At 67.9% G+C, this 22,235-nt stretch carries 19 protein-coding genes; 12 read left to right on the top strand and 7 right to left on the bottom strand.

All coding sequences use genetic code 11. The features are described 5' to 3' along the window. Nucleotides 1-43: 43 nt before the first annotated feature. The gene (locus tag ACZYZ9_RS07140; protein ID WP_463825544.1) at nucleotides 44-409 is read right to left on the bottom strand and encodes a DUF3054 domain-containing protein; all 366 of its coding nucleotides are present in this window, start codon (nucleotides 407-409) and stop codon (nucleotides 44-46) included. A 35-nt stretch (nucleotides 410-444) separates the two neighbouring features. Between ACZYZ9_RS07140 and ACZYZ9_RS07135 the strand changes: the two genes are divergently transcribed. Then, the gene (locus tag ACZYZ9_RS07135; protein WP_463825543.1) at nucleotides 445-1,632 is read left to right on the top strand and encodes an acyl-CoA dehydrogenase; all 1,188 of its coding nucleotides are present in this window, start codon (nucleotides 445-447) and stop codon (nucleotides 1,630-1,632) included. Further along, nucleotides 1,629-2,225 (top strand): hypothetical protein, encoded by a 597-nt coding sequence (locus tag ACZYZ9_RS07130; protein ID WP_463825542.1) that lies wholly within the window; start codon nucleotides 1,629-1,631, stop codon nucleotides 2,223-2,225. Before ACZYZ9_RS07135 ends, ACZYZ9_RS07130 begins: the two co-directional genes overlap by 4 nt. Here the strand turns inward: ACZYZ9_RS07130 and ACZYZ9_RS07125 are convergent. Then, nucleotides 2,222-3,772, bottom strand: coding sequence for an HNH endonuclease signature motif containing protein (locus ACZYZ9_RS07125; protein WP_463825541.1), 1,551 nt, complete (start codon nucleotides 3,770-3,772; stop codon nucleotides 2,222-2,224). The genes ACZYZ9_RS07130 and ACZYZ9_RS07125 overlap by 4 nt on opposite strands. A 64-nt stretch (nucleotides 3,773-3,836) precedes the next feature. On the opposite strand from ACZYZ9_RS07125, the gene ACZYZ9_RS07120 reads away from it, so the two are divergent. From ACZYZ9_RS07120 to ACZYZ9_RS07090, 7 genes are all read left to right on the top strand, one after another. After that, the gene (locus tag ACZYZ9_RS07120; RefSeq protein ID WP_463825540.1) at nucleotides 3,837-4,211 is read left to right on the top strand and encodes a hypothetical protein; all 375 of its coding nucleotides are present in this window, start codon (nucleotides 3,837-3,839) and stop codon (nucleotides 4,209-4,211) included. A gap of 15 nt (nucleotides 4,212-4,226) precedes the next feature. Further along, nucleotides 4,227-5,348 (top strand): FAD-dependent monooxygenase, encoded by a 1,122-nt coding sequence (locus ACZYZ9_RS07115; RefSeq protein ID WP_463825539.1) that lies wholly within the window; start codon nucleotides 4,227-4,229, stop codon nucleotides 5,346-5,348. A gap of 72 nt (nucleotides 5,349-5,420) precedes the next feature. Next, a complete protein-coding gene (locus ACZYZ9_RS07110) occupies nucleotides 5,421-6,095 on the top strand; it encodes an ABC transporter ATP-binding protein (RefSeq protein WP_463825538.1) in 675 nt (224 codons plus the stop codon). Beyond that, nucleotides 6,092-8,581 (top strand): ABC transporter permease, encoded by a 2,490-nt coding sequence (locus tag ACZYZ9_RS07105; protein ID WP_463825537.1) that lies wholly within the window; start codon nucleotides 6,092-6,094, stop codon nucleotides 8,579-8,581. The genes ACZYZ9_RS07110 and ACZYZ9_RS07105 overlap by 4 nt, the downstream gene beginning before the upstream one ends. A 3-nt stretch (nucleotides 8,582-8,584) precedes the next feature. Further along, nucleotides 8,585-9,652, top strand: coding sequence for a UbiA family prenyltransferase (locus tag ACZYZ9_RS07100; RefSeq protein ID WP_463825536.1), 1,068 nt, complete (start codon nucleotides 8,585-8,587; stop codon nucleotides 9,650-9,652). Further along, entirely contained in the window at nucleotides 9,649-10,698 is a 1,050-nt protein-coding gene (locus ACZYZ9_RS07095) for a pyridoxal phosphate-dependent aminotransferase (RefSeq protein ID WP_463825535.1), read from the top strand. Before ACZYZ9_RS07100 ends, ACZYZ9_RS07095 begins: the two co-directional genes overlap by 4 nt. Further along, entirely contained in the window at nucleotides 10,691-13,648 is a 2,958-nt protein-coding gene (locus ACZYZ9_RS07090; protein WP_463825534.1) for a thiamine pyrophosphate-binding protein, read from the top strand. The genes ACZYZ9_RS07095 and ACZYZ9_RS07090 overlap by 8 nt, the downstream gene beginning before the upstream one ends. Nucleotide 13,649: 1 nt before the next feature. Here ACZYZ9_RS07090 and ACZYZ9_RS07085 read toward each other — a convergent pair whose 3' ends face one another. Both ACZYZ9_RS07085 and ACZYZ9_RS07080 read right to left on the bottom strand, forming a co-directional pair. Then, on the bottom strand, nucleotides 13,650-15,158 hold the full coding sequence (locus ACZYZ9_RS07085; protein WP_463825533.1) for a cytochrome P450: 1,509 nt from the start codon (nucleotides 15,156-15,158) through the stop codon (nucleotides 13,650-13,652). 28 nt (nucleotides 15,159-15,186) lie between these two features. Beyond that, nucleotides 15,187-16,506 (bottom strand): aminotransferase class I/II-fold pyridoxal phosphate-dependent enzyme, encoded by a 1,320-nt coding sequence (locus ACZYZ9_RS07080; RefSeq protein ID WP_463825532.1) that lies wholly within the window; start codon nucleotides 16,504-16,506, stop codon nucleotides 15,187-15,189. A 97-nt stretch (nucleotides 16,507-16,603) separates the two neighbouring features. Between ACZYZ9_RS07080 and ACZYZ9_RS07075 the strand changes: the two genes are divergently transcribed. Genes ACZYZ9_RS07075 through ACZYZ9_RS07065 form a run of 3 tightly spaced genes read left to right on the top strand, consistent with a single transcriptional unit; the run spans nucleotide 16,604 to nucleotide 19,476 of the window. Then, complete coding sequence (locus tag ACZYZ9_RS07075) at nucleotides 16,604-17,518, top strand: Rieske (2Fe-2S) protein (protein ID WP_463825531.1); 915 nt, start codon at nucleotides 16,604-16,606, stop codon at nucleotides 17,516-17,518. Beyond that, nucleotides 17,515-18,000, top strand: coding sequence for a hemerythrin domain-containing protein (locus ACZYZ9_RS07070; protein WP_463825530.1), 486 nt, complete (start codon nucleotides 17,515-17,517; stop codon nucleotides 17,998-18,000). The genes ACZYZ9_RS07075 and ACZYZ9_RS07070 overlap by 4 nt, the downstream gene beginning before the upstream one ends. Before the next feature lie 48 nt (nucleotides 18,001-18,048). Continuing rightward, entirely contained in the window at nucleotides 18,049-19,476 is a 1,428-nt protein-coding gene (locus ACZYZ9_RS07065) for an NAD(P)/FAD-dependent oxidoreductase (RefSeq protein ID WP_463825529.1), read from the top strand. On the opposite strand, the gene ACZYZ9_RS07060 is transcribed toward ACZYZ9_RS07065, so the two are convergent. The 3 genes from ACZYZ9_RS07060 to ACZYZ9_RS07050 are packed head-to-tail and all read right to left on the bottom strand — an operon-like array spanning nucleotide 19,473 to nucleotide 22,207. Then, a complete protein-coding gene (locus ACZYZ9_RS07060) occupies nucleotides 19,473-20,666 on the bottom strand; it encodes an O-succinylhomoserine sulfhydrylase (protein ID WP_463825528.1) in 1,194 nt (397 codons plus the stop codon). The genes ACZYZ9_RS07065 and ACZYZ9_RS07060 overlap by 4 nt on opposite strands. After that, nucleotides 20,667-21,086 carry a rhodanese-like domain-containing protein gene (locus ACZYZ9_RS07055; protein ID WP_463825527.1) on the bottom strand — a complete coding sequence of 140 codons (420 nt, stop codon included), beginning with the start codon at nucleotides 21,084-21,086 and terminating at the stop codon, nucleotides 20,667-20,669. Further along, nucleotides 21,083-22,207, bottom strand: a complete 1,125-nt coding sequence (locus tag ACZYZ9_RS07050) for an ATP-grasp domain-containing protein (RefSeq protein WP_463825526.1) — start codon at nucleotides 22,205-22,207, stop codon at nucleotides 21,083-21,085. Before ACZYZ9_RS07050 ends, ACZYZ9_RS07055 begins: the two co-directional genes overlap by 4 nt. Between the last annotated feature and the right edge of the window lie 28 nt (nucleotides 22,208-22,235).

The raw sequence follows: 22,235 nt of genomic DNA, 5'->3' as shown, positions 1-22,235 counted from the left end.
GATCCCAGGTGTCGTTGTCCTCGCGCACCACGTGTCGGACCTGTCAGCCGCGACGACGTGCGACCGATTGGACGGCGGCCCGCCATCCGAGCAGCAACACCGCGGTCACCGTCGAGGCGACCGCCACGAAGGCCAGGGCCACACTGGCCGAACTTGCCTTGCGCAACAACATCCCGACCAGCACGGTCGACACCCAGACGAGCACCCCGGTGGGCGCCACCTCGGTAGGCCGCCGCCAGGCCCGGGCCACCAGCCAGCCCAGCACCGTCCCACTCAGAAACGGCCACGCCGTGCCGGCCAGGCCGCTGACGGTGACGCCTTCGTCGTGGCTGCGCCGGCCGAGGGCGCAGAAAACAAGCACGGCCACGACGTCAATGCCCAGCCAGACGGGCCCCCGCCGCGGTTGCATGCAGCGAGACTACCGGTCCCGGGCAGGATTGAGGCATGAACACCGACGCGCCGCCGACCTTTGATCCCACCGACCCGCTGGGGCTGGACGCATCCCTGTCCAGCGACGAGATAGCCGTGCGGGACACGGTCCGCGCGTTCTGCGCCGAGCACGTGACCCCGCACGTGGCCGGGTGGTTCGAGGACGGCGACCTGCCGGTGGCGCGGGAACTGGCCAAGCAGTTCGGCGAATTGGGCCTGCTGGGGATGCACCTGGACGGTTACGGCTGTGGCGGGGCGTCGGCGGTGCACTACGGGCTGGCCTGCCTGGAACTGGAGGCGGCCGACTCCGGCATCCGGTCGCTGGTGTCGGTGCAGGGGTCGCTGGCGATGTTCGCGATCTGGAACAACGGCTCGGAGGAGCAGAAGCAACAGTGGTTGCCCGGCATGGCGGCCGGGGAGCTGATCGGCTGTTTCGGGTTGACCGAACCCGATGCCGGCTCCGACCCGGCCGCGATGAAGACCCGGGCGCGCCGCGACGGGTCGGACTGGGTGCTCAACGGCCGCAAGATGTGGATCACCAACGGCTCGATCGCTGACGTCGCGGTGGTGTGGGCCGCCACCGACGACGGGATTCGCGGGTTCTTGGTGCCGGCCGAGACCCGCGGTTTCTCCGCCAACACCATCCACCACAAGTTGTCGCTGCGCGCCTCGATCACCAGCGAGCTGGTGCTGGACGACGTGCGGTTGCCGGCGTCGGCGATGCTGCCCGACGCCACCGGGTTGAAGGGCCCGCTGGCATGTCTGTCGGAGGCGCGGTACGGGATTGTGTGGGGCTCGATGGGTGCGGCCCGCTCGGCGTGGCAGGCCGCGCTGGACTATGCCCTGCAACGCACTCAGTTCGACCGGCCGATTGCCGGATTCCAGCTGACGCAGGCAAAGTTGGTCGACATGGCGGTGGAATTGCACAAGGGGCAATTGCTGTCGCTGCACCTGGGCCGGCTCAAGGACAGTGTGGGTCTGCGGCCCGATCAGGTGAGCTTCGGCAAGCTGAACAACACCCGAGAGGCCATCGAGATCTGCCGGACAGCGCGAACGATATTGGGTGGCAACGGCATATCGCTGGAGTACCCGGTGATCCGGCACATGGTGAACCTGGAGTCGGTGCTGACCTACGAGGGCACCCCCGAGATGCACCAGCTGGTCCTGGGCCAGGCGTTCACCGGTCTGGGAGCATTCCGATGATGGTCGCGTTTCGCGTTCTGATTGCCGTTGCGTTGTCGCTGGCTTTGGCGCCGGCAGCGCACGCCGATGCCGCGCTGCCCGCGATGACGTCCACCGGCAGCGGTCCCGTGGTGGGTGGCGGTGCCAACGCGGCAATCGCGCAGCAGCTCTTCAGCTTTCGCGATGCCAACATCCAAGAGGTCGACGGCTCCGACGCAGCCCAATTCATCACGGCCGCAGCCGGTGTCGCGAATCGCGACGTTGCGACGGTGTTCCAGCCGTTGCAGCGGGCGTTGGGGTGCCAGGTGAACGGGACCGGGTTCGGAGCACGCGCCTACCGCCGCAACGACGGGCAATGGGGTGGCGGCATGCTGGTCATCGCCAAGAGTGGCGTCACCAATATCGAAGCCCTGACAGCGTGCGCAAAGTCGAGTTGGCGCCGGGCGACGGTAGGCACGCCGACGTCGATGTGCAACAGCGGGTGGAGTTATCCCCCGTACAGCGACATCAAGCGCGGCGAGGGCTATTTCGTGCTGCTGGCCGGAACCAACTCGGATTTCTGCTCTGGTCCGAACGCGAACTTCCGGACGAACGCGAGTTCCTGGCCCACCTAGAACGGTGGGGGGTCGTCGTCTGGGTTGGGTGGTGGGTTGTCCTCGGTCCACCAGCCGGTGACCACTGCTTGGCGGGCTTGGGTGCGGGCTTGGTGGTTCTGGCGTCGTTCGGCGGCGACGCGGGCGGTGCGGTTTTGCGCGCGGGTGCGGCGGCGTTTGGGCATCATCGCGGTCCGGTCGCCGCAGGGGTCGTTTGGCGGTGTGGTGTCGGGGGTGGGCATTCCCCCGACCGGAGCGCACAAGCTGGGGAACAGCAGCGCGCTGCCGGGGGTGGTGACATAGATGTCCCCGGCGGGGGAGGTGAGTATCAGGGTGGCGTCGGCGAGTTGTGTGTCGGTCCAGCCCCAGAACGTCTTTACCAGATGATGCTGACGGCAGTAGCACTTGAGGTTGGCGGCGTGGGTGGGACCACCCTGGCTGTAGGGGATGCTGTGATCGAGGTCGCAATCGGTGGCGGGGACGTCGCAGCCGGGCCAGCGGCAAGTCAGGTCTCGGGCGCGGACGAAGTCGGCCAGGGTTTTGGACGGTGTGTAGCGGGGTTCGGGGTCGCAGCAGCCCGGGTGTGTCAGCGGTGTCAGCGTGGCTGTCTGGGCCAGTTCTCGCAGTAGTTCCGCGGTGACGAGTCCCTCAGCGCCGATCTGTACGGCCGGGGCGTCGTTGTGGCCGGTGAGAGTGGCGTGCTCGGCGATGAGATGGATCACCGCCGGGGAAGCCGGTTTGCGGTCGGCGGCGGTGCAGTCCGGCCGCGCGCAGCGACAGCTCAGCCGGTCGGCGCCGGCGGCTAACGCGCCGACCGCGTCGGCGCGGCGTTGTTCACGGGTGCGCGGGTCGTGCGGGCAGACGGTGGCCGCCAGTTTCGTCAGCCGGCTGTCCAGGGCGTGCGCATCCGTGCTGGCTAACTGCCCTCGGATCTCACAGATCCCGTCGCAGTCGTCGCCGATCGAGATGTCGCGATCCTGGCGGCGTTTCTTGCGGCGCCGCACGGCGTCGATGTCGATGCGGGTCACGATTTTGTCGACTTGGGCTGACAGCCGCCAGGTGGTCAGGGAGGGCCAGCGCAGGATCTGGGCCGCGACCAGTGCATCAACCCGGGCGAGCACCTGTGGTTCCACGATCAAATCGGTGCGAGAGACGACGGTGGTGAACGCCGAGATGTCGATGTCCCCGCTGCAGAACAACGCCGCAGTGCGGGGCAGGCGTTCGCGCATCGCGCGGGCGTAGTGGACCTTGCCCGCGGCCCAGGACTGGCTGATCTTGAGGCCCGCTGCGACCTCGGCGGCCACGGCTGCCATGGTGTCCATCGCCCAGTCTTCGGTGTCAGCACTGCGCGAAAGCCGGTAGCTGAACAATTCCCAGATCGCCATCAACTGCGCAGCCTCGCCCTGGTTGGCCACCCGACCCGACTCCTGGATACGACTCATCCAACTCGTGGCCGCCGGAGTGGTCGCTATCAGGCCCTCCCGGTGCGCGAACGCCGCCCCCATCGACCGGTCAAAGCGCGCCAACTTCTCCGCGGCGGTAACCTCCGATTGGGCGTATTCGCACATATGTTCGATAGTAGCACAGATCGGCCCTGGTGTAGCGGCCCGCGTCCAGCTAACGTCAACGCCTATGAAAGGCGCGGTCGCAGCTGCCGTCGCAATCGCGGCCGGTACCGTCCTGGCAACCCCGGCCACCGCCGATCCGGGCAGCCAACCCGTCCCCAACATGGCGGACAATGCCGTCCTGGGCCAGCCGTGCTACTCGAACACCGGGCGCTACATCTTCGGCTGGGACGCCAATGGCAAAGTTCTCAGATGCAGATCCGGAGTGTGGGCGAACGCCGGGACACTGCTCGGAGTGCGGCAAATCGGGGCGAAGTGCGTCGCGGAAGTTCACACCGCGTTCCCCGACGACACCGGTGGCCCCGTCGCTGCCCAATCGCCCGACGGCGTCGCGCTGTTCTGCGCCTATCCGACCGACTCCTGGGAACCGAACCGTTCCTGACTACGCTTTCGGCGCATGAAAGCTGTCGTGGTCGGCGCCGGGATCGCAGGGCTCGCGGTCGCCAACGGACTGCAACAGGCGGGATGGGACACGACCGTGCTGGAACGGTCGTCCGATTCCCAACCGCCGCGGGCCGGATTGTCCTTGTTCGGCAACGGGTTTCGCGCGCTGGACCAACTCGGCCTCGGCCCGGCCGTCCGGGCGATCTGCGCCGACGCGCCCCCGTACACCCGGTCCGGAATCCGCAAGCCGAACGGCCGCTTCCTGGTCACCTTCGCCCCGGCCACGTATGCGAACCTGCGCGCCGTGGACCGCACCGAATTGCACGCCACCCTGCTCGCCGGCCTCGCCGCGGGCACGGTGCAGTGGGGTCATCGGGTCGCCGCGGTCACCGACGGCGCCGTGCACACCGACCACAGCGACGTGACCGCCGGCGCCGACCTGGTCATCGGAGCCGACGGGATCCGCAGCCGCGTGCGCGCCAGCCTGCCGCAGGACCGTCCCACCCGCCGCAGCGGCTACGGCGTGTGGCGGGCGCTCACGTCCCGACCGGTAACCGTCGAGGCCGGCGGGGAAACGTGGGGCGCCGGGCAGAGATTCGGCCTGGTTCCGCTCAAAGACGGCCGGGTGTACTGGTTCGGCGTGGTGGCCAGCGCCCGCAACGAAACCGGTGTCGCTGCGCTGCAGGAGATCCGGGCCCGGTTCGGTGGCTGGCACGAGCCCATCGCCGAGCTGCTCGACGCGACAGATCCCGAAGCCGTTCACTACACCCACAGCGAGGAACTCGATGGCCCCCTGAGGTCTTACGTGCACCGCAACACCGTGCTGATCGGTGACGCGGCGCACGCGATGTCGCCGAACCTCGGCCAAGGCGCCAATCAGGCCCTGGAGGACGCCGCCACGCTGTGCGCCCTGATCGCCAGGCACCGCGACCTGAGCGCGGCGTTACGGGAGTACGACCGGGTGCGCCGCCCGCGCACCCAGCGCATTGCGCGGGAATCACGCAGCATCGGCGTCGCCGGCCAGTGGGGTCATCCGCTGCTGGTCTGGGCGCGCGAGACAGGCCTGACCCTGGCGCCAAACTGGATTTTCAGCCGTCGCACCAGCCGGCTGCAGGAATGGGAAACGCCCGCGTAAGAAATTGACGGTGTGTAAGGTTAGCCTGTCCTGCACTCAGTCTGTGCACCGCTAGCGCCCAGGGGCTTCCTCATGCTGATCGAGATCACTGCTGTGAGCAGGACTTATCAGCGGGGTCAGGAGCTGGTCAAAGCGGTCGACGATGTCACCCTGTCGTTGGGCAACGAGAAGCTGGTCGCCATCACCGGACAGTCCGGGTCGGGCAAGAGCACCCTATTGCACCTGATCGGCGGGATCGACCGCCCCGACCAGGGTTCGATCAAGGTCGACGGCGAAGAACTGTCCCAGAAGAGCGACGACGAACAGTCCGAGTACCGCCGGCGCAGGGTCTCCTTCATCTTTCAGTTCTTCAACCTGCTGCCCACCCTGACCGCCTGGGAGAACGTGGCGATGCCCCGGGTGCTGGACGGGTCGTCGATGAAGCTCGCCCGCCGGGACGCCTGCGAGTTGCTGGAGATGGTCGGCCTCGGCGACCGCATCGACCACAAGCCTTCGCAGCTGTCCGGTGGCCAGATGCAGCGCGTCGCCATCGCCCGCGCGCTGATCATGAAGCCGGGCGTGGTGCTGGCCGACGAGCCGACCGGGAACCTGGACTCAGAGTCCGGCAAGAACATTCTTACGCTGCTCCGCAAAATCGCCGACGACGGCGACTGCTCGGTGATCATGGTCACGCACGACCCGTCGATCGCGGCCGCCGCCGATCGCGAAATCGTCATGCGCGACGGCAAAGTCGTCGAAGACCCATGATCGCCCCCGCCGTCCGGTTCAGGCTGCTCAATCTGCGCTACGCGATCGCGCACTGGAAGCGATCGCTGAGCTGCGTGGCAGCCGTGATGATCGCGACCGCGCTGCTGGTGGCCATCGCCGGCATCTACACCTCGATGACCGAATCGGTGGCGACGATGGCCGAAGACCTCTACGGCAGAGCGGCTTTCGAGGTCACCGGTGCCGCCGACAGCGGAATGCCCGAATCGTTGGTCGCCGAGTTGCGCAGCGTCGACGGGGTGGCCGCCGCCGAACCGATCGTGAAGGCGACAGTCAACGCTCCGCGTTCCGGCACAACGCTTTTGGGGGTCAGCCCCAGCATCCGGGTGCTGGACAACAGGGTGGGCAACGAGCTGGTGCAGCAGGCCGACAAGGACAAGCTGGCCGGCGGGGCGATCGCCGGCCCGGGCCTGGGCACCGGTCCCGGCGGATCGGTGGAAGTCAACAACACCCGCGTCAACGTGGTGTTCGTACCCACGGGTGAGCTTGCCGAGAAATACAACGCGGGCGATTACCTGATCGTCCCGTTGCCGTTGGCGCAGCAGCTGTTACATCAGCCCGGTCGGGTGAGTTCGGTGTTCGTGGTGGCCAAGCCCGGGGTCGATCTGAAATCCCTGGGTGCCGATCTGGTGCGGGTGGTCGACCACCGTGCGGTGGTCGCCGAACCGCAGTTCCGGGTCGCCCAGACCGACAACTCCGTCTCGCTCACCCGCGACACCCTGCTGCTGGTCGGATCGATCGCGCTGGTAGTGGCGATGTTCATCGTCTTCAACACCATGAATATGGCTGTGGTGCAACGTCGTCCGATGATCGCCACGCTGCGGGCCCTGGGCGCCGAGCGGGGGCAACTGGCCAGGGACCTGCTGCTCGAGGTGTCCCTGCTGGGGCTACTCGGCGGCCTGCTGGGGGCACCGCTGGGCGCGGCCATGAGCTACCTCGCAATCAAGCGGCTGCCGCCGCTGATGCTGCAGTCCGTCGACGTCAAGCCGGACTATTTCTTTCCCGGCACCGCGATCGCGGTGGTGGTGACGGTGGGCGTCGTCGCTTGCGTCTTGGGCGCCGCCTGGCCGGCGATGGTGGTGTTCCGGGCGTCACCCATCGCGGCGATGCGGCCGGTGGAACTGGAGAGCCTGGGCACCGATCGGACCCGACCGCACTGGCTCGGGGTGGTGGTCGGTGCGCTGCTGATGTTCGCGGCGTTCTTCATCGCGCTGCGCCTGCACGATGAAAAGACTTTCGCCGGAGGCATTTTGGTGCTACTGGGGGTCCTGATTCTGTGCTGGGCGCTGGGGCCGACGCTGGTGGCGCTGGCCAGCCGGATCGCGGCGCTGATGGGGCCGAGCGGGCAGGTCAGCAGGTCGACGATGACGGCGGCCGCCAAACGGACCTGGGCGAGTCTGATGATCGTCACAATCGCGGTGGCGCTGGGCAGCGTGACCAGCGGCGTGTTGACCGACGTGGTCGACTCCACCGGCAACGCCTTCTCCTCCCTCGCCGGTGCGGACATGTACCTGTCCGCGACGTCCAAGGAAGTGGTGCCGATCAGCCCGCTGATCCCGGCGGGGACGGACGAGCAGGTGCGGGCGATCCCGGGTGTGGTCGCCGTCAGGCCGGTCCAGTACGCGTTCGTCAACGTCGGCAGCGACCGGGTTCTGGTGGTGGGCTCCGATCCGCAGACAGTGACGCCCGCCTTCGCCGCCATGCCGCCGTCGGTGCGGGCCGAGGTCGAAGCCGGTGCGGGTGTGGTGGTCTCCCGGCAGCTGGCCCGGCACCTGCACCGTGGGGTCGGGGACCAGCTGACGTTGAGCACCCCGTCCGGTGAGCAGACCGTGCAAATCCTCGGCATCGTGGACTACCTCACCACCGAACGCGGCATGATCGCGATGTCGCTGACGCACATGAAGACGTGGTTCCAGCGCGACGGTGCCACCTACCTGGAAGTCCACGTCGACAACCCGAAGAACGCCCCAGCTGCCCTGGACAGGCTCGAAAAGATCGCTGCGGCAACGGGTTTGTATGCGTTCAGCGGCCAGGACGCCGTCGACTCAGGTAAAGGCGCGGTCGCTCAAATCGGGTCGTTGGCGGTCTTCGTGCAATGGATCGTGGCGTTATTGGCCGCGATGGCGCTGTTCAACGCATTCATGATCTCGGTGATCGAACGTAAGCGGGAGATCGGCGTGCTGCGCGCGATGGGCGCGTCACGCAACTACATCACCAAGTCGATCCTGGTCGAATCGACCAGCATCGCGCTACTGGGCGGCGTGATCGGGATGCTGACCAGCGTGGTGGTGCACCGGCTGGGCACCCTGATCATGAGTTCGGTCACCGCCATCACGGTGCGGTATTCGTTCTCGCCGCTGGACTTACTCACCGTCGCAGTGGCGGTGATTCTTTGTTGGAGCGGGGCTTTGCTCCCCGCGTCTCGCGCCGCGAAATCGACAATCGTGGACGCATTGGAAGTGGAGTAGGCCATGGAGGAGCGTCAACTGAAGACCGACACCCGCCCATTCCTGGAACTGCCCAGCGAGCAACGGCTGGAACTGGTGCGCACCTCGCCGGGTATCGCCGCGCCGGCCAGCTGGCGGATCGCGCAGTTCGTCGCGTTCTCCCGGCCCCGGACGTGCATTCCGGGCATGTTGGGTTTCTATCTGGCCAGTGTCGTTGCCGGCGAGGTGAGTTCGCTGGCCCTGGTCGTCGGAATGGTGGTGTCCTACCACATCGCGGCGATCGCGAACCTGTACAACATCTACACCGACATCGCGGAGGACAACGAGAACATCCCGTCGCGGGTGTACGAACTCAGCCGGTACGGCCGGGACCGGCTGCTGCGCCACACCCACCTGCTGGCCGTGTTCAACTTTGCGCTCTCGTTGCTGGTGAATCCGTGGTTCGCCGGCTTGACCCTGCTGGCTTTGATTGGCTGCCAACAGTATTCATTCCGGCCGCTGCGGATGAAGGCGCGGGCACGGATCGGGATCCTGTACTTCGCCAATGCGGTGGCCTATCCGTATGTGAGCGCGGTGCTGGCCTCCGATCTGAGATGGGACGTGCTGACCGATCCGCAGTACTGCGCGCTGGCCCTGTACCTGTTCGTCTGGTTCTGCGCCAAAGGCCTGACCAAGAACGTGCCCGATTACGAAGGGGACAAACGAGTCCACGTCACCACCTCGGCGACGTTGAGCGCCACCAGACACCGTGCCGCGTTGATCGCCGCGGTGGCGACGGTACTGGTGTATGCCGCCGTCGTGGTTCCGGTTGTGCTCGGCTTCCTGGCTCCCACGTACCTGATTGCCCTGATCTGGCTTCCGGTGTCGTGCATCCAGGCGTGGCGCCTGGTGCGCACGGTTGACCAGAAGTCGTCCAACGACATGCTGCGCGACGACATGTTCGTCTCGGTGGGCTATCTGTCGACTCTCATCCTGATCGAGCGGATCTCGGTGGTGTCGGTCGCGGTGGTGGTTGCCGGATTCGCGGTCATGCTGATCACCGACCGGTTGCGTCTGGATACCAGACGAGCCGAAGACTTCGAATTGCCATGAGGGCCAAGCGCATTTCGATGCACGACCACGCCAGGAACCCGCTGCGGATCAGGTTCGACCTGTCCCGCAACGAGTTGGCGTTTGACCCGCTCCCGGAGGTGCGGGAGATCCTGTCCAGCAGTGCGGCCACCCTCTGCCACTACCCCCACAATCACCATGTCGCCGAACTGACCGCGGAGATCAGTGCCCTACACGGAGTTTCGCGAGACCGGGTCGTCATCGGTCCCGGCAGCGTCGGCGTCCTGGACGCCGTCCTGCACGCCGCACCGGTACGGGGGTCGACGGTCTTCGGGCTACCGGCCTTCGACGAATACGCGGTGCTGGTGTCGCGGGCCGGCGGTGTCCCGGCCGGGGTGGCCAGCGACCCGCCGGGAAACCAATCGCTGCAGGGCATCTTGTCGCGCGCCGATGCGTCGACCCGTCAGGTGATCGTCGGCGCGCCGCACAGCCCGACCGGCGCCACGGTGAGCGTGACCGACCTGACCGCGCTGCGCGACGCGCTGCCCGAAACCGTGCTGCTGGTGGTCGATCAGGCGTACGCAGAGTTCGACGAGACGTTGCCGGACGACGCGGTGCGGCGCCTGGTGAGCGGTCCGGACGACGTGGTGGTGCTGCGCAGCTTCTCCAAGGCCTACGGACTGGCCGGGCTGCGGATCGGATACGGCGTGTTCAGCAGCGCCGCCCTGGCCGCGCGCGCCCGGAACGCCGTCCCGACATACTCGGTGAACTCGATCGGCATCACCGCGGCCGCAGAGTCGCTGCGACATCAACACCAGCTGCAGCGCCGGGTGGCCGGCGTCATCGAGGACCGGAACAGGTTGGAAGAGTTCCTGATTCGTCACAACCTGCACTGCGGGACGCGGTCGCAGGGCAACTTCGTATGGGTACCTGCGCCGGATGCGCACGCCCTGTTTCAGCGGGCACTCAGCGACGGCATCCTGGTGCGCGAGTATCCCGGGCTGGGGGTGCGGATCACCGTTCAATCCGGCGCATCCGTGGACGCCGTGATCCATTGTCTGACCGAACACAGCCGGATCCATGCATAACCGGCACCTGTTCTCCAATGCGCTCGGGCGGCAACGCTTCGCCGACGAGCTGGTGGACTATCTGATCGCCCTCGGCGTGGAATACCTCTTCGGCATGCCGGCGGAGTCGGTGAACTCGCTGGTCCATGCGGCGAGCAAGCGCACCGAGATCCGGGTCGTCACCACCCGCCACGAGACCGCCGCGGCACTGATGGCGGTGGGGTACGCCAAGGCATCCGGCCGGCTGGGCGTGTGCTTCGGCACCGCCGGGCCCGGCGCGACCAACCTGGTGGCCGGAGCCTACGAGGCCTTCGTGAGCCGGGTTCCGTTGCTGGCCATCACCGGTCAGGTTCCGGTGGCCAGCATCGGCCGGGACTCGTTCCAGGAGATCGACTCCGAGGCGCTGTTCAGGTGCTGCACCTCGTCCTCGGTGCAGATCCATGCGGCCAGTCAATTCGAGCGATTCGCCCGCTCCGCGGTGCTGGCCGTACACGAGTCCACCGCCTGTCACGTCGCGATCCCCGGGGACGTGCTCTACGCGCCGATCGCCGCCGACAACACGAGCCTTTTCGTTCCGCGGCCGCCGGCACCGGCCCTGCCGAGCAAGGAGGAGTTCAGCTCGATCGCCGAGTTCCTGGAATCCGACGACCTGGCCATCCTGCGGTCCTGCCCGGACGCCACCTATGACGAACTGGCCCAACAGCTTTCGGTACGACTGGGCTGTCCGTTACATGACGTGCGGGATGCCGGTGTGATCCCGTCCGGAGACGTGCTGGTGCTGGGGCGATCGAGTCCGTTGCTGCGCCGGCGCGTGCAAGCGCACGCGAACCTGTTGGAACTGACCGACCGGCGTTTCACGGCCAAGCAGATGCCCTACACCCGTCAGATCGTCTGCGACGTCGCAGCCACCCTGAATACCCTCCTGGAATCGGAACCTGCACCGGACGACGACGCCGCCACCGCCCCCGAATCAGTGTTCACCGACCTGGCCGACGTGGCTGGATCATCCAGCCTGGCAGGCATTCCCGGTGCCGCCCTACCCCTGGGTATCGGCGCGGCGCTGGCCGGCCGGTCGCGGTGCAAGGTGGTCACCGACCGTGCGCAACTGAGCCAGTTCGCCCCGGATCTGTCCAGCCTGGCCGGTGCCGATCTCGACGTGGTCTGCACCGACGCCCCTGCGAATCTGGCCGGGATATCGCTGCTAGGCCAGGCGTTCTCATTGCCCGGCGGCATCACTGCGGCAGTTCGGGAGACCCGCCCGCCGGATCGGCCGCCGCGCCCCGGCGAGCGGTCACTGGCCGCCAGTCTGGCGGCGAATCTGGCTGCACCGGTGCAGATCAGCGAATTTTGCGCGCCGCTGCTGCCCGCGTTCGGCAGCGCACAGCGCAGCGCCAACGCCCAGGCGCCGTCGATGAGCGCGTCCGCCCTGCGCAAGGCCGGCAGCCCGTCAGCCGGGACCGTCGCGGCCACCGGTCCGGCGCTGCTGTTGCAGCTCAACGGCATCTATGACGCGGCGCTCGACCACGCCCGAATCCTGGTCACCACGGTGGAAACCGAGGAGTGGCTGGTCGATGCGGGCCGGGTGCTCGACGAGGTCAGTGTCGCGCGCTACGTCATCGACAATCCGGCGACGGCCGCAGCCATAGTGCGGCGGGCATGTGCTACTACAGCGGACTCCGGCACCGGCGTGGTGCACCTGCAGGTGCGGGCCGCCGCGCTCGCTGCGGAATGGCACGAAACCGGCGCTGCCCCAGTCGAATCAGTGCCGTTGCGGCCCACCGCGCCCGACGAATCCGCGCTCGCCGCGGCGATTGCTGCACTGCGCGACGCACAGCGGGTGGCCATCGTCGCGGGTCGCGGCGCGGCGGGCTGTGCGGAGTTACTGACCGCGCTGTCCGGGGCGCTGGGCTGCTCGGTGCACCTGACGATGGGTGGCGATTCGGTGGTCGACGACCCGGCACTGCGCACGCCGGGACGGGTCGGCGGATCCGGCGACCTGCGGGCATTCCGCGACGTCGCCCAGGCCGATGTGCTGCTGCTGGTCGGGGTTTCGAATCGGGGTTCGGCTTTCGATCTGGGCGCTACCGGTCGAACCGTGGTGGTGAATGTCGATCCGAACGCGATGCTGCGCCTCGGCGAGCAGGACGTCTGCGTCCTCGGTGACGCCATGGCCACGTTGGAGGCACTGGTCGGTGCGCTACGCGGGGAGGCTACCAACCACCAACGGCCACAACGCAAGCCGCGCATCCGTCGGCGTCGTCGGCGCGCCGAGCGTGCTCCACTGCGGGCGTCCGCACTGACCAAGGCGATCAACGAGGAACTGGCCCGCTTCGGTGGCTCGGCCACGGTGTGCGCGGATGTCGGCGTCAATACGCTGTGGGTGTACCGCTACATCACCGCGATGACGCGCAGCATCTGGTCAGCGTCCTTCGGCACCATGGGATTTGCGGTGCCTGCGGCGATCACGGTGGCGCGCAACACCGAAACCCAGCTGGCGGTGGCGGTGGCCGGTGACGGCGGCACCTCGGTGACGCTCAGCCAGATCCGGTCGGCAGTGGGGCTCACCAAGCCGGTGGTGTTCGTCGTCGTCAACAATCTGGCGCTGGCGGCGATCAAGTACGAAAGCGAAATCATGGGCTGGCCGGACCGCGGTTCGGCGATCCCGGACATCAACTTCGCGGACTACGCCGCGTCCGTCGGCGTCGCGTCGCGGCGCGTGCACACCCTGGGTGAGTTCCGGGCCGCGTTCACCGAGGCCATCGGCGCACCCCGGCCGTACCTGATCGACGCCCGCTGTGTGCTCAACGACGCCCCGGTGCAGGCCGGCCGCAAGCACTGGCGCCAGGTCGCCGGGTTCTTCGTGGCGTGGACGAAGGAGGGGCGCCAGGCCGGCGGTGCGTCGTTCCGCGAAGTACTGCGCGCCGTGGTGCGCGGCAAGCTGTACGAGGCGGGCCTGCGGCGCGTCGGGTGATTCACACTCGCGAAACCGTGGCCGGCAGACCGCCCTTGACCATCACCGAGAAGGTGAACTGCGGCTCGGGGTGCCAGCCGTCGGGCACGCTCAGCCGGTAGCGCTGGAACAGGATCGTCAGGAAGAACTGCGCGGCCAGGTAGGCCATGCTGGTGCCCAGGCAGAAGTGCTGCCCGGAGCTGAACGGCATGAACGCCAGCCGCGGCCGCTCCCGCACCTGGTCGGCATCGATGAACCGCATCGGGTCGAAGCGGTCCGGTTCCGGCCACCACCGCGGGTCGCGGTGCACCACCGACATCGACGCGCCCACCAGGGTGAACTTGGGCAGCCGGTAGCCGCCGAGCTCGTTGTCGGTCATGCAGAACCGCGGGAAGAACGGGTGGCCCTGCATCCGCTGGCCCTCGTCGAAGCACGCCTTGGCCCAGGTCAGGCGGGACAGGTCGTCGAACGTGGGCAGGGCGCCACCCAACGCGTCGACCTCCGCGTAGAGCCTGGCCAGGCTGTCGGGGTTCTTCAGCAGCAGCGCCACCGTCCAGGTCAGCGCCGCACCGGTGGGGTCGTATGCACCCCCGAGCAGACCGACGATCTCGGCTGCCAGGTCGGCCCGGTTGATCGGCGACCCGTCCTCGTAACGCGCGTCCAGCAGGGTGTCCAGGAAGTCCGGCGTCTCCAGGGGGTTCTTCCTGCGGTCCTTGATCAGCCGCCCGACCAGCCGGTAGATCCGCGCCAGCGCCGGGAACAAGCTCGACTTACCTTTGCGCGGAAGCACATTGGGGAACGGCACCATCAGCGTGGTCAGGCCGAGCAGGCCGGTGATCGCTCGCATGTCGGCGTCCAGCCGGCGCAGTTCCTGCTCCCCGATCGAAGCGGAGAACAGCGTCTTGAGGTACACCTTCAACGTCAGCAGAGTGATCTCGTACTGCAGGTCCACCGGACGCCCGGCGCCGACGAACGACGACCAGCCGGCCAGGCGCTCGTCGAACTCGCTGCAGAAGATGTCCGCCATGGTCGTCATGTGCCGACGGGTGAACATCGGCATCAGCATCTTGCGTCGTTCCCGCAGCTTCGGGCCTTCCAGCATGATGCTGTTGGCCCCGATGACCTTGAGCAGCGGACCGAGCAGGTCGTAGCGGCTGTACCGGCCGTCCTGGTCGTCCATGAACTCGCGCAGCAGGTCCGGGTGGGTCACCGCGACCATGTCGAGCAGCGGCATCGGGATCCGGAACATGTCGCCGTAGCCGGCCGCGCCGCGACTGATCAGCTCGAACGGGTCCCGGCGCAGCTCGAAGAAGGAGCCGACGACGGGCAACCCCCTGGGCCCCGGCGGCAGCGGCAGGGGGCGGCCGTAGCCGCGGGCCGCGCCGAGCAAGGTGGGCACCGAGAGCCGGGTGGGCCAGAGGGGGTCTTCGCGCAGCGCGCCGACCGCGCTGAGCCGACCGGACGCCAACTTCCCGGCATCGCCCTCCTGCGGCTCGACCGGCCGGTACAGCGGCTCTTCCGCAGCGGTCAACGCGTCACACCCTTTCGGTTAGGCAGGCCTAAGTTACCGCGCTGGCCAAGTCGGTCGCGAATCGCGTCGCCATCCTGCTGGTGACGGTCGACGAGGTGATCCGGATGCCGTACCGGGGCCGGTACGGGTCGACGGCGAAGATGTCACCCGGCTGCACCGCCCACCCGGCCCGCGTCAACCGGCCCACCGTCGCATCCACCGCCTGCGCATCGGCAAGGTCGACCCAGAGGTTCAGACCGTCCGGACTGCCCAGCGGCGAAATACCTTTGGCCACCAGAGCTTCCGCCAGAATATGACTGCGCCTGGCGTAACTGCGCCGGGCCCGGCCGAGTTGCGCGGCCGTCCCCGGATCGGTGAGCAGGTGCGCCGCGGCGGCCTGCAGCAGATGACTGACCCAGGTCTTGCCCGCGCGCAGCCGGGCACCGATCAGTTGAGCGGTCTGCGGATTCGCGGCCACCATGGCTACCCGCAGGTCCGGACCCAGGAATTTGGCGACGGAACGTACCAGCGCCCAGTTGTTTGTCGACGGCGGAGTCACCCGGCAATACGGCGCCGACGACACCAGCGAGAAGTAGTCGTCCTCGATCACCAGCACCTCGGGATAGTCGGCCAATACCGCGCGCAACGCGGCGGCGCGGCGGTGGTCGATGCTCACTCCGGTCGGGTTGTGCGCCCGGGGGGTGACGATCACGGCACGGGCACCCCGGTTGGCGATCGCGTTGCGCAGCCCGGCCACCGTCATGCCGCTTTCGTCGACCGGGACCGGGACCCGCTGGTAACCGTTGAGCCGCACGGTGCCGATGCTGGCCAGGAAACACGGATCCTCGACAGCGACCGCGTCCCCGCGGGCCAGACAGGTACTCAGCACGCGCTCGACGGCGTCGACCGCGCCGTGTGTCACCACGATCTGCACCGCGCCGGTTCCGCAAGCGCCGACATCCGGCGTGAGCAACCGCTCGGCCACCGTCATCAACCGGTCTTCGACGGCCGGCGCCCCGTACATCGTCGGGTGGTAGCGGGCCCGGCGAATCGCCGCGAGCGGGTCCGGCAGCAACCGGGGGTCGGGATTTCCACTGGCCAGGTCGACCAGCCCGGAACCAGGGGTCTGCTCGGCGCCGAGATCGGGGATCTCGGCGATCGCGGTGCCCCGCCGGCCGCCGGCCTGCGCCACCCCCGCGGAGACCAACTGCCGGTACGCCGCGGCCACGGTGTTGCGGTTGACCTGCAACTCGGTCGCCAGCGTGCGGATCGGGGGCAGCAGCGCACCGGGAGCCAGGTCGCCGCGCGACACCAGGTCACGCACGCTGTCGGCGATGGCACTGGCGGTCGACCCGGATATCGGCGGCACGGCAGTCAATGTACCGGCCGACCGGTGATCAACAGCGTGATTTTGTCCTATGACAAACGATGCTAGATTTAATTTCACGATGAGAGGAAAGCTGCCAATGGTGGATCAACTGGTGCGGCCCCACGAGGGGATCGGGAAACGAGTTCTTACGTTCATCGGACGCCAGGAGTGGCTGGACAGACCCAGCTACCGTCTCGAGAACGTGCTCAGCTTCGTGTTCAATTCCTTTGGCGCGGCGCGCAATCGGGTCACAAACCTGCTCAACGGCGTCTGGCTCGGGCATCCCGCCCATCCGCCGCTGGCGTCGCTGGCCAGCGGCGCGATCGGCACGACCGTGGCCCTCGACGTCCTGCATGCGCTGCCGCGCCGGCCCGCCACCGAACGGCGCGACTCGGCACGATTCGCCCAGCGCGCGCTCGGCATCGGCATCCTGGCCAACCTCGGCTCCGCCGTCACCGGCGTCACCGACTGGCAACACACCCATGAAGAAGACCGCCGGGTCGGACTGGTGCACGGCGTGCTGAACCTGCTCGCCACCTCGCTGTACATTGCATCGTGGCGCGACCGGCAGCAGGGCCGGAATCTGCGCGGCATGGTGGTCAGCGCGGTCGGCTACGGCATCGCATCCGGCAGCGGCTACCTCGGCGGGTCACTGGTGTTCGGCTCCGGCATCGGCATCGACCAGTCCGGCCCACGACTGGACCTGCCCGACTGGACACCGGTGCTGGCCGAGACGGAATTGCCGCAGGGAGCGCTGCAGCGCGTCGAGGTGGACGGTGTCGGCGTGATCGTCTGCCGCACCGGTGATGACGAGGTGTCCGCAGTCGGCGAGTTCTGCCCGCACCTGGCCGCGCCGATGTCCGACGGCTGGCTGGACCGCGGCCGGATCGTCTGCCCTTGGCACGGTTCACAATTCGACGTCGAGTCCGGACACGTGGTGCGCGGGCCCGCGGCCGCGTCGCTGCCCTGCTACCAGGCTCGGCTGAACGAGGGCAAGGTCGAAATCCGATGAACGCCTACGACGTACTCAAAGACCACCACAACCTGCTCCGCTCGTTGGGCTCCCGACTGCGCGAGGCCCCGGTGGGCACGCCCGAGCGGCAGAAGTGCATCGACGATCTGCTGCTCGAGTTCGACATCCACATGCGCATCGAGGACGACCTGTACTACCCCGCGATGGCGGCCGCGACCACCCTGATCGCGATCGCGCACGCCGAGCACCGGCAGATCTACGACCAGCTGGCCGTGGCGCTGCGCACCTCGCCCAAATCGCCGGACTACGAAGCGGAATGGAACTCCTTCTTGACCGTGCTGGAGGCGCACGCCGACGAGGAGGAAAGGGACCTGGTCCCGCCGCCGGCACCGGTGGATCTGAGCGACGAAGAACTCGATCGGCTGGGCCGCGACATGTCCGAACGGATGCGCCAGCTCCGCAACTCCAAGATCCAGCGAATGCACGTCAGAGGCAGGGCGGCACTGTTGCGGGCGTTCTGATCGCACCGATAACGTTTACCGGATGGAGTCGTACGGTATAGGAGGACCATGACGCCATCCAGCGAGGCCTCGACTGCCGACAAGCGCCACCACGTCGTCATCATCGGAAGCGGGTTCGGCGGCCTGAACGCGGCCAGGAAGCTCAAGCGGGCCGACGTCGACATCACCCTGATCTCCAAGACCACCACCCACCTGTTCCAGCCGTTGCTGTACCAGGTGGCCACCGGCATCCTCTCCGAAGGCGACATCGCCCCGACCACCCGGTTGATCCTGCGCCGGCAGAAGAACGTGCGGGTCCTGCTGGGCGAGGTCAACGCCATCGACCTGAAGGCCCAGACGGTCACGTCGAAATTGATGGACATGGAGACGGTGACCGGGTACGACAGCCTCATCGTCGCGTCCGGCTCCCAGCAGTCCTACTTCGGCAACGACGAGTTCGCCACCTTCGCGCCCGGTATGAAGACCATCGACGACGCGCTGGAATTGCGCGGCCGCATCCTCGGCGCGTTCGAAGCCGCCGAAGTCAGCACCGACCACGACGAGCGGGAACGCCGGCTGACCTTCGTGGTGGTGGGTGCCGGGCCCACCGGCGTCGAGGTGGCCGGGCAGATCGTCGAACTCGCCGAACGCACGCTGGCCGGGGCATTCCGGACCATCACGCCCAGCGAGTGCCGGGTGGTCCTGGTCGACGCGGCGCCGCTGGTGCTGCCCCCGATGGGCGAGAAGCTGGGCGGCAAAGCGCAACGCCGGCTGGAGAAGATGGACGTCGAGGTGCAGCTCAATGCGATGGTGACCGCCGTCGACTACAAGGGCATCACCATCAAGGAGAAGGACGCCGGCGAGCGCCGCATCGAATGTGCGGTCAAGGTGTGGGCGGCCGGCGTGCAGGCCAGTTCGCTGGGCAAGATGGTCGCCGAGCAGTCCGACGGCACCGAGACCGACAAAGCCGGCCGGGTGGTCGTGGAGCCCGATCTGACCGTCAAGGGACACCCCAACGTCTTCGTCATCGGCGACCTGGCGTCGGTCGAAGGTGTGCCCGGCATGGCCCAGGGCGCGATCCAGGGCGCGAAGTACGCGACCACGGTGATCAAGCACATGGTCAAGGGCAAGGACGACCCGGCCACCCGCGAACCGTTCAAGTACTTCAACAAGGGCAGCATGGCCACCATCTCGCGGTACAGCGCGGTGGCGCAGGTCGGCAAGCTGGAATTCGGCGGTTTCATCGCCTGGCTGGCGTGGCTGGTGCTGCACCTGGCGTATCTGGTCGGCCACCGCAACCGGATCGCCGCGCTGTTCTCCTGGGTGATCTCGTTCCTGGGCCGCACCCGCGGGCAGATGGCCATCACCAGCCAGATGATCTACGCCCGAGTGGTGACCAAGTGGATGGAGGAGAGCCAGGGGCTCTCCGCCGCCGAGAGCCAGGGCGCACTGGCCGCCGCCGAACAAGCGGAGAAAGCCGAGCAGAAAGCCGGTTAGCTCAGGGCCTGGTCGATATCGGCGATCAGATCGTCGGTGCCTTCCAGTCCGACCGAGATCCGCACCACGCCGTCGCCGAGACCGATCGCGGCGCGGCCCTCCGGTCCCATCGCCCGGTGCGTCGTGGTCGCCGGGTGTGTCACCAGGGATTTCGTGTCGCCCAGGTTGTTGGAGATGTCGATCAGCCGCAGCTTGTCCAGCACCTCGAAGGCCCGCTGTTTGGCGGCATCCGCTGCGGCGTCCAGTGCGAACGTGACAACCGTTCCGCCGCCGGTCATCTGGCGCTTGGCCAGATCGTGCTGCGGGTGCGACGGCAGGAACGGGTAGCGCACCCAGCTGACCGCGGGATGACCCTCCAGGAACTCGGCGATGCGCTGCGCCGAGGAATTGCTGTACTGGACCCGGACCGCAAGTGTCTCAAGGCCTTTCAGCATGACCCAGGAATTGAATGCACTGAGCGCCGGGCCGGTGTGCCGCATCAGCTTCTGCACCGGGCCGTCGATGTACTCCTTATCGCCCAGGATCGCCCCACCGAGCACCCGGCCCTGGCCGTCGATGTGCTTGGTGCCCGAATACACCACCACGTCGACGCCCAACGGGAAACCCTGCTGCAGCAGTGGGGTCGCAAAGACGTTGTCCAGCACCACTTTTGCCCCCGCCGCGTGGGCCAGTTCGGTGACCGCGGCGATGTCCACCAGCGACTGCATCGGGTTCGACGGGGTCTCGAAGAACACCGCCTGGGTGGGCACCGACAGCGCCTCCTCCCACTGGGACAGGTCGTCACCGTCGACGAAGACGGTCTCCACCCCCCAGCGCGGCAGGATCTCGTTGCACACCACGAAGCAGGAACCGAACAGGCTGCGGGCGGCGACCAGCCGGTCGCCCGCGCCCAGCAGCGCACCGAGTGAGACGAACACCGCGGCCATGCCGCTGGCCGTCGCGAACGCCGCCGGGGCGCCCTCGATCAGGCGCAGCCGCTCCTGGAACATGCTCACGGTCGGGTTGCCGTAGCGGGAGTAGACGTAGTGCTCGACCTCGCCGGTGAACGACTGCTCGGCAACCGCTGCCGACGGGTAGACATAGCCGGACGACAGGAACAGTGCCTCGGAGGTCTCCTCGAAGCCGGTGCGCGTCAGGCCGCCGCGCACCCCCAGGGTTGCCGGGCCGACACCGTCGGGCAGCTCAGCCATCTAACCCTGTCTCCAGGGCAGCCCGACCGCGCGCCAGCCCGTCGCACCCCGGTGGCCCTGGGCGTCGAGCTGGCCTTCGAAACCGTCCAGCACGTTGTAGGACGGCGTGATGCCGGCCTCGGTGGCGACCTCCGCGGCGCCGATGGACCGGTTGCCCGACCGGCACAGGAAGACCACCGGGCGATCTGGCGCCCCGGCGGACGGGAGCTGGTCGCGCAGCTCGGTCAGGAAGTTCTCGTTGTGCTGCCCGTTGGATTTGTTCCACTCGATGAACAGCACCTCGCGGCCCAGACTGGACAGATCGGGGACGCCGACGAAACTCCACTCGGCGTCGGTGCGCACGTCCACCAGCACGGTCTCGGGGTTCTGCACGATCATGTCCCAGGCCTGGCGGGGCGTGATGTCTCCTGCGTAACTCACCCGCGAGAGTCTCGCATATTCAACCGGGTCGCGACCTGCCGGGCGCGGTCGCGGGCGGCGGCCACCTCGGGCGCGGTGGCCAGCGCCAACACCCGATTCGGCGTGGCAATGCCGGGTGCGTCGGCGGCGGCCGGATCGAATATCCGCAGGTCGCTTTCCGGGACACTGAGCGCGGCGGCGAGCACGTCGGCACCGGGGGCCGCGGGCCCCCGGTCGAGCAGAACGGCAGCTCCCGGCGAGACCATCATGGTGTCGACCGCCACCCCCAGAATCGCGCGGGCCTGCAACTCGAACACCGAGAGTCGCTGACTGCGCAGGGTGACCCAGGCGCTGTCCGGCGGACCGGTCGTGACCTCGGCGAAGTACACCTCGTCCCCGTTGATCATCAGTTCGACGCTGAACACGCCGCGCCCGCCCAGCGCCTTGACGATCCGCGCGGCGATCGACTTGGCCGCGTCCAGGGCGGCGGTGGTCAGCTGCTGGGGTTGCCAGGATTCCAGTTCCCCGGCCTGCTTGCGGTGCCCGATCGGTGAGCAGAACTCGATGACCGGGCCGTTCGGGCCTTCGGTCCGGACCACGATCAGGGTGACCAGGAATTCGACGTCGACCACCGTCTCGGCCCAGACCCGGCCGACACCACCCTCGGTGGCGCGTGCCCACGCAGCTGCGATCTCGTCGCCGGCACGAACCAGGGACCGCCCGGTGCCGGCGGCGGACTTGACCAGGATCGGGAACCCGGCGTGGGCGCCGACCGCTTCGAGTTCGGCGGGCGTTTCGACGAACCAGAACGGCGCGGTGGGCAGGCCGAGTTCGTCCGCGGCCAGCCGGCGCAGACCCTCCCGGTCGGAGGTCAGCTGCACGGCCTGCGCCCCGGGCACCAACTCGATGTCCGGATCTGCCAGACCGGTCACGGCCGCCCCGGTGAGCGTCACCACGAAATCCGGCGCCAAGGCCTGCGTGGTCGCGGTGAGCTCCTCGGCGTCGGTCCACGTCTCGGCATCGGCGGTGAACACTTCGGCACCCAGCCGCTGCAACGCGACGGTCAGCTCCTGAGCCGCTTCGTCGGCACCCAGCAGCAGAACTCGCGGCGGCCCAGCCTCCTCGGCCTGCTCTGTGGTCACGGGTCAAGGATAGGGGCGGCCGCCGCAA

The sequence above is a fragment of the Mycobacterium sp. IDUB_28 genome (assembly GCF_055419285.1).
Note: the sequence above shows the minus strand (reverse complement) of the source record. Positions and strands in the feature narration are given on the sequence as shown.

Bases quoted from the DNA above. Each gene is read 5' to 3' on its own strand.
- ACZYZ9_RS07140 (WP_463825544.1), bottom strand. From the start codon at position 409: ATGCAACCGCGGCGGGGGCCCGTCTGGCTGGGCATTGACGTCGTGGCC.
- ACZYZ9_RS07135 (WP_463825543.1), top strand. From the start codon at position 445: ATGAACACCGACGCGCCGCCGACCTTTGATCCCACCGACCCGCTGGGG.
- ACZYZ9_RS07130 (WP_463825542.1), top strand. From the start codon at position 1,629: ATGATGGTCGCGTTTCGCGTTCTGATTGCCGTTGCGTTGTCGCTGGCT.
- ACZYZ9_RS07125 (WP_463825541.1), bottom strand. From the start codon at position 3,772: ATGTGCGAATACGCCCAATCGGAGGTTACCGCCGCGGAGAAGTTGGCG.
- ACZYZ9_RS07120 (WP_463825540.1), top strand. From the start codon at position 3,837: ATGAAAGGCGCGGTCGCAGCTGCCGTCGCAATCGCGGCCGGTACCGTC.
- ACZYZ9_RS07115 (WP_463825539.1), top strand. From the start codon at position 4,227: ATGAAAGCTGTCGTGGTCGGCGCCGGGATCGCAGGGCTCGCGGTCGCC.
- ACZYZ9_RS07110 (WP_463825538.1), top strand. From the start codon at position 5,421: ATGCTGATCGAGATCACTGCTGTGAGCAGGACTTATCAGCGGGGTCAG.
- ACZYZ9_RS07105 (WP_463825537.1), top strand. From the start codon at position 6,092: ATGATCGCCCCCGCCGTCCGGTTCAGGCTGCTCAATCTGCGCTACGCG.
- ACZYZ9_RS07100 (WP_463825536.1), top strand. From the start codon at position 8,585: ATGGAGGAGCGTCAACTGAAGACCGACACCCGCCCATTCCTGGAACTG.
- ACZYZ9_RS07095 (WP_463825535.1), top strand. From the start codon at position 9,649: ATGAGGGCCAAGCGCATTTCGATGCACGACCACGCCAGGAACCCGCTG.
- ACZYZ9_RS07090 (WP_463825534.1), top strand. From the start codon at position 10,691: ATGCATAACCGGCACCTGTTCTCCAATGCGCTCGGGCGGCAACGCTTC.
- ACZYZ9_RS07075 (WP_463825531.1), top strand. From the start codon at position 16,604: ATGGTGGATCAACTGGTGCGGCCCCACGAGGGGATCGGGAAACGAGTT.
- ACZYZ9_RS07070 (WP_463825530.1), top strand. From the start codon at position 17,515: ATGAACGCCTACGACGTACTCAAAGACCACCACAACCTGCTCCGCTCG.
- ACZYZ9_RS07065 (WP_463825529.1), top strand. From the start codon at position 18,049: ATGACGCCATCCAGCGAGGCCTCGACTGCCGACAAGCGCCACCACGTC.
- ACZYZ9_RS07060 (WP_463825528.1), bottom strand. From the start codon at position 20,666: ATGGCTGAGCTGCCCGACGGTGTCGGCCCGGCAACCCTGGGGGTGCGC.